The organism is Nostoc sp., assembly GCF_036919815.1.
Lineage (GTDB): Bacteria > Cyanobacteriota > Cyanobacteriia > Cyanobacteriales > Nostocaceae > Nostoc.
On record NZ_JBALCE010000067.1, the window covers coordinates 1 to 8,953 of the forward strand.

Annotated in this window: 7 protein-coding genes and 1 pseudogene; 2 read left to right on the forward strand and 6 right to left on the reverse strand. The window is 39.2% G+C overall.

Annotated features, from left to right (window positions below):
* Window positions 1-318 precede the first annotated feature (318 nt).
* The 3 genes and pseudogenes from V7K15_RS16280 to V7K15_RS16290 form a co-directional block, all read right to left on the reverse strand.
* Window positions 319-693, reverse strand: a pseudogene (locus V7K15_RS16280) (DUF4058 family protein); the annotation flags it as partial.
* Window positions 669-818 carry a DUF4058 family protein gene (locus V7K15_RS16285; RefSeq protein ID WP_334906660.1) on the reverse strand — a complete coding sequence of 50 codons (150 nt, stop codon included), beginning with the start codon at window positions 816-818 and terminating at the stop codon, window positions 669-671. The pseudogene V7K15_RS16280 and the gene V7K15_RS16285, both read right to left, overlap by 25 nt.
* A gap of 83 nt (window positions 819-901) precedes the next feature.
* Entirely contained in the window at window positions 902-1,441 is a 540-nt protein-coding gene (locus tag V7K15_RS16290) for an SH3 domain-containing protein (protein WP_334906662.1), read from the reverse strand.
* Between the two features lie 287 nt (window positions 1,442-1,728).
* Here V7K15_RS16290 and V7K15_RS16295 point away from each other — a divergent pair, with 287 nt between their 5' ends.
* A complete protein-coding gene (locus V7K15_RS16295; RefSeq protein WP_334906664.1) occupies window positions 1,729-2,610 on the forward strand; it encodes a TauD/TfdA family dioxygenase in 882 nt (293 codons plus the stop codon).
* Between the two features lie 181 nt (window positions 2,611-2,791).
* Here V7K15_RS16295 and V7K15_RS16300 read toward each other — a convergent pair whose 3' ends face one another.
* Together V7K15_RS16300 and V7K15_RS16305 are read right to left on the reverse strand one after the other, a co-directional pair.
* Complete coding sequence (locus V7K15_RS16300) at window positions 2,792-4,300, reverse strand: UbiD family decarboxylase (protein ID WP_334906666.1); 1,509 nt, start codon at window positions 4,298-4,300, stop codon at window positions 2,792-2,794.
* Between the two features lie 629 nt (window positions 4,301-4,929).
* Complete coding sequence (locus V7K15_RS16305; protein ID WP_334906668.1) at window positions 4,930-5,652, reverse strand: carbonic anhydrase; 723 nt, start codon at window positions 5,650-5,652, stop codon at window positions 4,930-4,932.
* 332 nt (window positions 5,653-5,984) lie between these two features.
* Between V7K15_RS16305 and V7K15_RS16310 the strand changes: the two genes are divergently transcribed.
* Window positions 5,985-7,328, forward strand: coding sequence for a hypothetical protein (locus tag V7K15_RS16310; protein WP_334906670.1), 1,344 nt, complete (start codon window positions 5,985-5,987; stop codon window positions 7,326-7,328).
* 570 nt (window positions 7,329-7,898) lie between these two features.
* Here the strand turns inward: V7K15_RS16310 and V7K15_RS16315 are convergent.
* Window positions 7,899-8,953: phosphate/phosphite/phosphonate ABC transporter substrate-binding protein (locus tag V7K15_RS16315; RefSeq protein ID WP_334906672.1), on the reverse strand; the 1,055-nt coding region annotated here is incomplete at its 5' end.

Sequence of the window (8,953 nt, forward strand, 5' to 3'; positions counted from 1 at the left end):
ATCGCTACACGTTATGATAAGCGAGCAATAAACTTTCTTGGTGCAATTTATCTTGCTGCTACTGTTATCTGGCTTAATTGATGACACGCCCTAGGTAACATCATCTCTGTCATACTCAGAATCGATGCGAGTAAAATACAAAGTACAAGTTTAGATAGCTGCTGCAATACATTAGAAATTTTTATAAATACAGCCTGTTTTGCTTTTTGTAGTGTAATCGAGTTCATGTTTTTAGGAATCCAGTCTTACCTTACAAGGGAATCTCAGTTTAGTATTCCCAGTTGAGTGGCAGAAATCTCAAATCCCTATTAAGTTGCTCTACCGTAAACCCTTCTCCCGCAGCAGCGCATCCACCCAAGCTGCATCTGCTTCTAACAATGCTGGTACTGGTTGTTGACTGTAATCTACTACCAAATCATAACCGTAGATATCATATACCTCATTTAACAATGTCTGCAAATCTATAACTGGTTCCGTATCTCCAGCACGCAAAGGCAGGGGAAAGGGTGGAATTATATCTGGTAAATTAAAAGCATATAAGTCAGCATAAGGACGGCGATCGCCACGACAAACTAAAATTCGGTAGTGACTCTGAATATCATCGCCCATCATTAGCATGGGTTCACCTTTACGCAGTAAATCAATTTTAACTAAATTACTACGACTGGCTAATACTTCTTCGCGTTTCTCTTGATATGAAGCGTCTCGAAGAGAAGCAGCTTGTCGTCAGACATCGCTACTATTAGTCTCCCATGTATTCCTGGCCATAATGCAGGATCTTCTAAATGCGGGTTCATTCCTGGAAATGAATAAGTCATAACAAATATCTCAAAACCAAAATTTTAAAAGTAATTCTCATAGCCCCCTCCTCGCTTGCTCTTAGTGGGTTGGGGGTGAGGTTCTAAGAACAACTAGTAAGGGCTGCACCACATTGATCTTCCTTTACCAACCAACCCTTAACACCTTGATATTCCACCTGCGCCCAATCTCCCTGACAGCCTAACAATTTGACAGCCATATTAGCAGGAATCCTTCTCACTTTTTGGCTTTGTTCACTAGTACTAGCATATAAATCCACCCCATTAGTACCATAGCCCCGCGTTGTTAAGCCTAACTTTGGCACAAATACCCATCCAGTTCCTTTAAAACCATCACTAGCATTAGTAATCTGCACCCAATTTCCAACAGCACCAATAACCTGAACTGTCTCGTTGATGGGTATTTGTCCTAGAATTGTGTTACTTGTACTTGCACCACTCCGCACATTTAAACCTTGCGAATCTATATCAGTAACGTAGACAAAAAGATCGCACTTTTGAGAATTAGTTGATTTCGCTAAACCTATTTGATTAGCCATACCTGTATTGAGCATCACACTAATACAACTGAATGCAAATCCTATCACTAACTTTGATCCTAGATTTTTCACTTGTTTTGTCATAATTTGTTCAACTTTTTGGCATCATTACCTAAGATTGGAGTCTTATTTCTATCTCAGAAGCTACCCAAACAAATTAGGCTTAACTTTGTAACGTAGTCTCTAAAATGGATTTTAATACTGTAATAATACTTTTAATTTTACAAAACTTAGTCCTGCGATGTCTACGACGGGCTACGCCTACGCGGATGGATGCAACACAACGACATGATTGAGTATTAAAATGTCAATATATGGTGTAGTTAACGCCAACAGTGAGTTCAAATTTAGACAAAGATTTATTAAGTTATATGAATACCAAGACACAGCCCATATTACATAGCATAGTTCAAGAGATTATTAATCTCGATAATATTAGTATTTTAGAATTAGACAAAGAAGAAATTATTAGCCTGTTTAAATCTAATGGAGTCTTACTTTTTAGAGGATTTGATGTTGATACTAACCTTTTTAAAGAATTTACCAATCTCTTGAGTATCGATTTTATAAATTATGCTGGTGGTGCATTCAGGAGAAGGGTAATTAATGGAGATCAGACTCTTTTAAGCGTAAATGATTTTAAGTCTGAGATTAAATTGCACGGAGAAATGTATTATCAGCAGAATATCCCACTTATGCTGTGGTTTTTCTGTGCTAATCCCCCATTAGAAGATGGTGAAACTACGGTATGTGATGGCAGACAATTTTTTAATGAAATTAGTAGTTCAACCAAAGAGTTATTCAGCAAAAAGAAGTTAAAATTTACTGTTCAGATATCTCAACAGGACTGGCAGAAAAAATACCAAACAGATGATTTGAATACCCTAGAAGAAATATTTCAGAAGAACAATACGCATCTGACAGTAAATGATGATCAATCGATTCTGCTTGAATACATTTCTCCAGCCATTATCCCAAGCAGATGTGGAAAACATCAGGTATTTATTAATAGCCTATTGCCCACAAAACAGTTAAGCCCAAAGATTCTTAATTTTGAGGATGATTCGGATATTTCTGATGAGGTTGTCTCTGAACTTAATGAAATTGCTGAAAAAATAACCACGGAAATTTCGTGGCAAAAAAGCGATATTTTAATGATTGATAATACCAGAATACTTCATGGGAGAAGGTCTTTTGCTGATGATCAAAGAGATATTTATATCAGGCTATGTTCTCCAGCTTTTTCATTCTGATATTTTATTACAGCAGTTTTGATTTATTTGAACCACATCTGTCGTAAAGATACAGCATTGCTGTAAACCTAGTGCGTGATTTATTTACCTGAAAAGAGATGTAATTGTGGGTAACTTTGGCTGATAAAAATCAGTTCAGCTGATAGCCAGCAGAGATTTTTACCAGTTTCTATCTAACACGTTACCTCATATCATAGCCAAACAAATTTGGGTCAACTTCTCCTAACTGCAACTCTGCTAAACCATACTCCGCCCATCGTCTTTCTACCATCGCCGCCACATCTGGATCAGATTCCAAGGGCAAACCCCATTCATGGTCTGTTTCTGGCGGAATTTTTGTAGTCGCATCAATTCCCATGCGTCCACCTAAACCAATCTTCTCACTGGCAAAATCCAAGGTATCAAAAGGTGTATTCGGCAGAATAAAGACATCCCGCACTGGGTCAACTTTGGAACTAATCGCCCATACCACCTGACGCGGATCGCGAATATTTATGTCTTTATCCACAACAATGACAAATTTTGTGTATGTAAATTGTGGCAAAGCACTCCAAAACGCTAAAGCCGCCCGTCGCGCTTGTCCCGGATATGCTTTATCAATGGAAATAATCGCCGCTTTGTAACTCAAAGCTTCCATTGGTAGGAAGAAATCAACAATTTCTGATACTTGTTGCCGCAGTATGGGGGTATAAATGCGATTGAGTGCGATCGCCATCATCGCTTCTTCTTTAGGTGGACGACCGCTAAATGTTGTTAAATAAATCGGATTTTTCCGGTGCGTCATACACTCAAAGCGTACCAACGGCGAATCCTCTACACCACCGTAATAACCCATGTGATCGCCAAAAGGTCCATCTGGCAAAACTTCTCCTGGTGTAATCGTCCCTTCCAAGACAAATTCCGAATCTGCGGGAACTTCCAAATCTACAGTTTTACACTTGGCCAACTGCACACCAGAACCACCGTAAAGTCCAGCAAATAGCCATTCTGATAAATCTACAGGTATGGGTGTGGCAGCTGCCATGATAATTAGAGGATCTACACCAAGTGCGATCGCAACTTCTAATTTCTTCCCACGTTCGGCCGCTTTTCGCAAATGCCTCGCCCCACCCCGCACCGATAACCAGTGAACCGTCATCGTATTCTGAGATTGTAGTTGCAAACGATACACACCTACATTTGGAGTACCCGTTTCGCAATCTTTGGTAATTACCAGTCCCAGCGTGATAATCTTGCCAGCATCACCAATATAAGGACGTATCAAAGGCAACTTATGTAAATCTAAATCATCACCTTGAAGCACAACTTGCTGACAAGCAGGGAAAAAGTCCCACCCTGGTTTCGCTTTCAGCACATCAAACAATACCTTACCAAAATCTATCGCTTGAGAAATCTTCTTCGGCGGTTTTGGCTGTTGCAGCATACTCAATTTTTTCCCCAGAGTTTCCAACTCCTCTGGATGCTGCATATTCATCGCCCAGCAAATCCTTTCCACAGTTCCCATCAAATTCACCGCCACCGGGAAGGAAGCGCCTTTGACGTTTTCAAACAACAACCCTGGCCCACCTTTTTGCAGCATTCGGTTGGAAATCTCAGCAATTTCTAAATCTGGGTCAACTAAAGCTGAAATTCGCCGTAATTGTCCCTTTTCTTCTAAAATTTTAATGAATCCCCGCAAGTCTCTCGCCATTGTTCTAATAAATGTGATTATTTAAGAAGTGTGAAGCGCTTTCTTATATTATGGGGCATGGGGCATTGGGAAATATTTTTGCGTGTCCCCGTGTCTTCATCTCCCAATTCGGGAAATTATTAGATTTAATTGTAAATTAACCTATTTAGTAACTTTTCTTAACTGTGTTTTCCAAAGGATTTAGTTATTGTATCTAGGGATACGCAATTATTTTTTAGAAATAAGCGCTAACCTAATCAAACATGGCCAGAATATACTATACCTTCCTGGCAGGCGGCTTTGTTATATGGCCCCTGCTGGGTTTATTTGTTACAAGCTTCGACTGTGCCTTGCTTTGAGGTTTTTCTGAATTTTTGTGAGTTTACCTTAGCGTAGACCAACCCAGGCGATCGCCAATACCATTTTCAAAAATCTTTGCAACAAATGTATCGGCTGTAGGGGCAGACATCTGTACGCCCTTACCAATGTATATGTAACGGGTATTTTGTGAGACGGTATAAGGAATATTTTTCTAAGTTGAGTATAAATTTGATTAATCTTCAAGATTCTCAATAAAAAATATTTTATAAATAATAATTTTTGGCAACATCATTAAACTAAGAATCCTACCTCTAAAATGTGTGAGATATTCAAGTAATAATGTTGACTTTACCAGTATCAATATCGTAACAAGCACCAACAATTTTTAGTTTACCTTCACGGAGCAATTTGGCTAAGATTGTTGAGCTTTCCTGTAATTTTTCAGTCTGATATTGAATGTTGGCTATAACTGCATCCTGCATATTATCACCCGTTCTTAACTTTACCCTTTCTAGAGATGGTTTAATGCCCTCAATAATCAAACCAATTCTGCCAGGAAGTGGTTGGTTTTTGATTGCTTCTGCTACTGCACCGCATCTTCTATGACCCAAAACCACAATCAATTGCGAACCCAATACTACTGTAGAATATTCCAGACTACCTATAACCGTGTCACTGACGACATTACCAGCAACTCGGACGACAAATAAATCTCCAAGTCCTTGATCGAAGACGATTTCCGCAGGTACTCTAGAATCTGCACAACCTAATATCGCGGCAAAGGGATACTGAGCTTTAGCAACTAATCGCAGATGTTCTAATGATTGATCGGGATATTTACGTTTTTGATCGATAAATCTTTGATTACCATCAAGCAAGCGTTTGACGGCTTCATTCGGACTGATTGGATTAGGGTTAACTGGATGAATATCAGCAACAACAGTTTGCTTTGGATTCCAAAAGCTATCACCAAAAGCAGTAGCCGCAATACCTACCACACTGGCCAATTTTAAGAAATCACGTCGCCCGACAAATCCATTAATTCGACTCATCAACCTACCTGAAAACAAAGCTGCTCTCAGGAAGATATCAGACTTAAGCAAGATGCGAGAGTACCTGATTACACGATTTAAGAGTCATTTAATCTTTATATTGCATCGTAATTTATAACTTGTATACTGTACAGATTTGCTATTATGTGCCTCAAACAAATTCGATATCATCTGTCAAATTTAAAGCCAGGGTTAGCCATAATCAGGACAATTTTTTAAATCCATCATCTTCTGGTTAGGAAAGAGCATAATTCGTGTCAAAAGCCAAAACCATCTATTGTTCGTATTTCCTGTGTTTTTTGGGAATACTTAACGTAGTAGCGGATATAAATATGGCTTTTTTAGACAAAATAAACTTGATTTTCTTACGTAAAAATGCTCCAAATAGCTCTGGGATAGATTCGTCTGCTCCCAGCCTTCAACCTGTAGTGCGAAAGAAACCTACAACACCATCAACCCCCAAAAACCTTGCTGAATTAGAGCATGAAATCGAGTTACAGGGGCGGGTTATCAAAACATCCCCTCAACAACTACATAGCAAAGCCAAGCGGGGTATAGGTAGTAGACTTATTTGGATAGCAATACTTATAGGCATTCCCGTTGGTGTAATTTGGGTGGCGAACCAGCCTTATCCGGTGATTCGCCGTCCGATGATGCTCCATGCGCCTTTTTTGTTGCTACCCAGCTACATCAGCATGGATAATCATTATCGGCTGGCGTTGGTATCAGTCGAGCAAGCTGAACAATTGATTGAAAAAGCTACTAGTCCGGCTGATTTGGCTTTGGGAGAACAGAAGCTACAAGAAACACAAAAACATCTAGATAAGTTACCAACTTCCTTTGTCAACGATTGGTCAGAATACAGGTATTGGTGGTATGACTCGCGGTTCAGTATCTATGGTTTTAATGCATTTCGGAGTAAAGTTGGGCAGCTAGAAGCTCAGGTTTTTCAGGAAAAGAATGCTCAGTCTTTGCTTACTGATAATATGCAGAGCTTCTTAAATGCAAAACAGCAATATGAACAGGCTGCAACACCAATTGATAAACAGACTGCAACAGCTGCTTGGCAAACGGCGCTGAATCAATTCGAGCAGATTCCTGGCCAAACTCTGGCAGGAAAAACTGTACAAAATCAACTAGATAATTATAAGCGTGAGTTTCAGGAAGTTGTTGGATTGGCAGCTGAGAACGATCGCATCGGTGCTGAAAACGATCGCATCAGTGCCTTAATCACCGCAGCACGGCAATTTTCCTGGCAAGCCGCCAAAGCTGGTCAAAATCCGCCGCACGCCGTAACTGAATGGCAACAGATAGAAAATTTGTGGATAGAGGCAATTGAGCGGCTCAAAGAGATTCCTTCAAAAGATGTGGCGGGTTATACCGAGGCACAAAAGTTATTAGCAATTTATGAGGCTAATTTAGGTCAAGTTAAGGTTAGGCGGCAAGCTGAGGCAGATGCTGGGGAGGCTTTGGAGTCGGCGCAACAAGAAATAAAAAGCTTGCTGGCTTCAATTCCTGCTAATGCTGATAATGTCGAGCGCAATCGTGTGTTGAGTCAATTGCAGAGTATTATTAATCAATTAGAAAAGGTGCAAAATGGCACAACAGCCTATCTGAAAGCTCAAGCGTTACTACTATCGGCAAATAATAAACTAAAGCAGCTACAGGTTAAATAAATGGTGGCGATCGCTTTGGTATGATCTCCTTGGCTAACTATGTGTTTTCTGTTTGATTTCTAGCCAGTTGTGGTGAAGCGATGACGCTTGCGCTGCATCCACCTTAAGGTGGTTCGGAGAGCGTGGGCATCAACAACTGGCCGTTGGGTGGGATTTTTGAGACGGGAATCCATCCCTTGTAGAATTTTCTCAATGCCCCTGTAACCCTGCTGATATCTCAATTAAAACTGCAAGAGAAAAATTTTGGATGCCAAATTGCCAAAAGCACTCAACATCATTAGACATCTCCAAAAAAGAATGTAGAGACGTAGCACTGCTACGTCTCTAAAAGGGTTCTGGGTAAGGTATATTTAATTTCACCAGATGTCTATTACTAATTCGTAATTCGTCAGAACTCACGCCTTGACAAAGTAGACCAAAAATGAAATAACGGGGGCAAGATAAAAACAGGCGATGCCTACGCTAATCACTAGGGAGTTTAAAAGGCTAAACTCTAGGGTTGTAACACTACTAACTGAGTAGGGTTTTCAATTGTTAGTTGACAACTGCCGTCTTCTAGTTCTATTGGCTTTACTCCAATATATTGACTTGTTTTCTGTTAATAATTTCTGGTGAGCTACCATCCGTAATTTTGTTCAGTGTTTGTGAAGAAACAAAGACTTGGCAGGTTTTATGATTTTCTCGTTCCAATCGTAATCGAATCATTGCATTACCCTGGTTGGTGAAACCAGCCACCCGTCCTAGAATCCCTTGAGATGTTGCGTTACAAAAAAATTGTACGGGATTTCTACTAAAATTAGCGCAAGACAAAACTTGATCTACTCTTAATGCAATGGTTCTAAATTCTTTATAGTCTGGCTCTTTTCCTGTATCGTAGTTTGCCTGTTCCTTAATTTTTTTAGGTGCATTTTCTAAAATGTTTTGAATCTGCTTTTGAACAGTAGGAGTTAATTTTGGAGATAAGTAAACTCCTGTGCTGGGAATTTCTCTGCTAATTTCAATTACTCGGAATTGTGGATCATCTTTGATTGTAGTGTATACAACTGCTCCTATATCTGCTTGTTTATTAGCTACTAGCTCTCGAATTTTACTACTTCTATGTCCTGCTGTTACAATCATAGATTTTCCATATAAATTATAGGCAGGCATATAGAAGCTTGAAGCTGAATTGAAATCTCCAAGAGCGATAGTTGTTGTAGACTTAATATCTTCAATTGACTTAATTCGACTATCAGACTTAACAAATAAAACTGATTCATAAGTAAATGGATACTTAGGATACATTCGAGCTAACCATTTGTAGCTATTATCTTTAGCTCGCATTCCATTCATGGGTGAGTTGGCAAACACGATATCCCATTTGTTTTTAGAAATATTATTTTGAGCTTCTTTATATGTAATTTCAGAGTTACCTTCAACTACTACATCTCTGGCTTGAGAACCGAGTTGGTTTTTTAAGTATATTTTAAATTCTGAATACTGCTTGGGTGAAGTTATAATGCCTATAACAAGAGGTTTTTTAGTAATATCTTTATAACAAATATTATTTACTCTTGTTTCAGTAGCCGTTTCGTATGGTCTTTGATTAAAATACTGCCAAACAGCAAATATTCCTACTCCTAGTA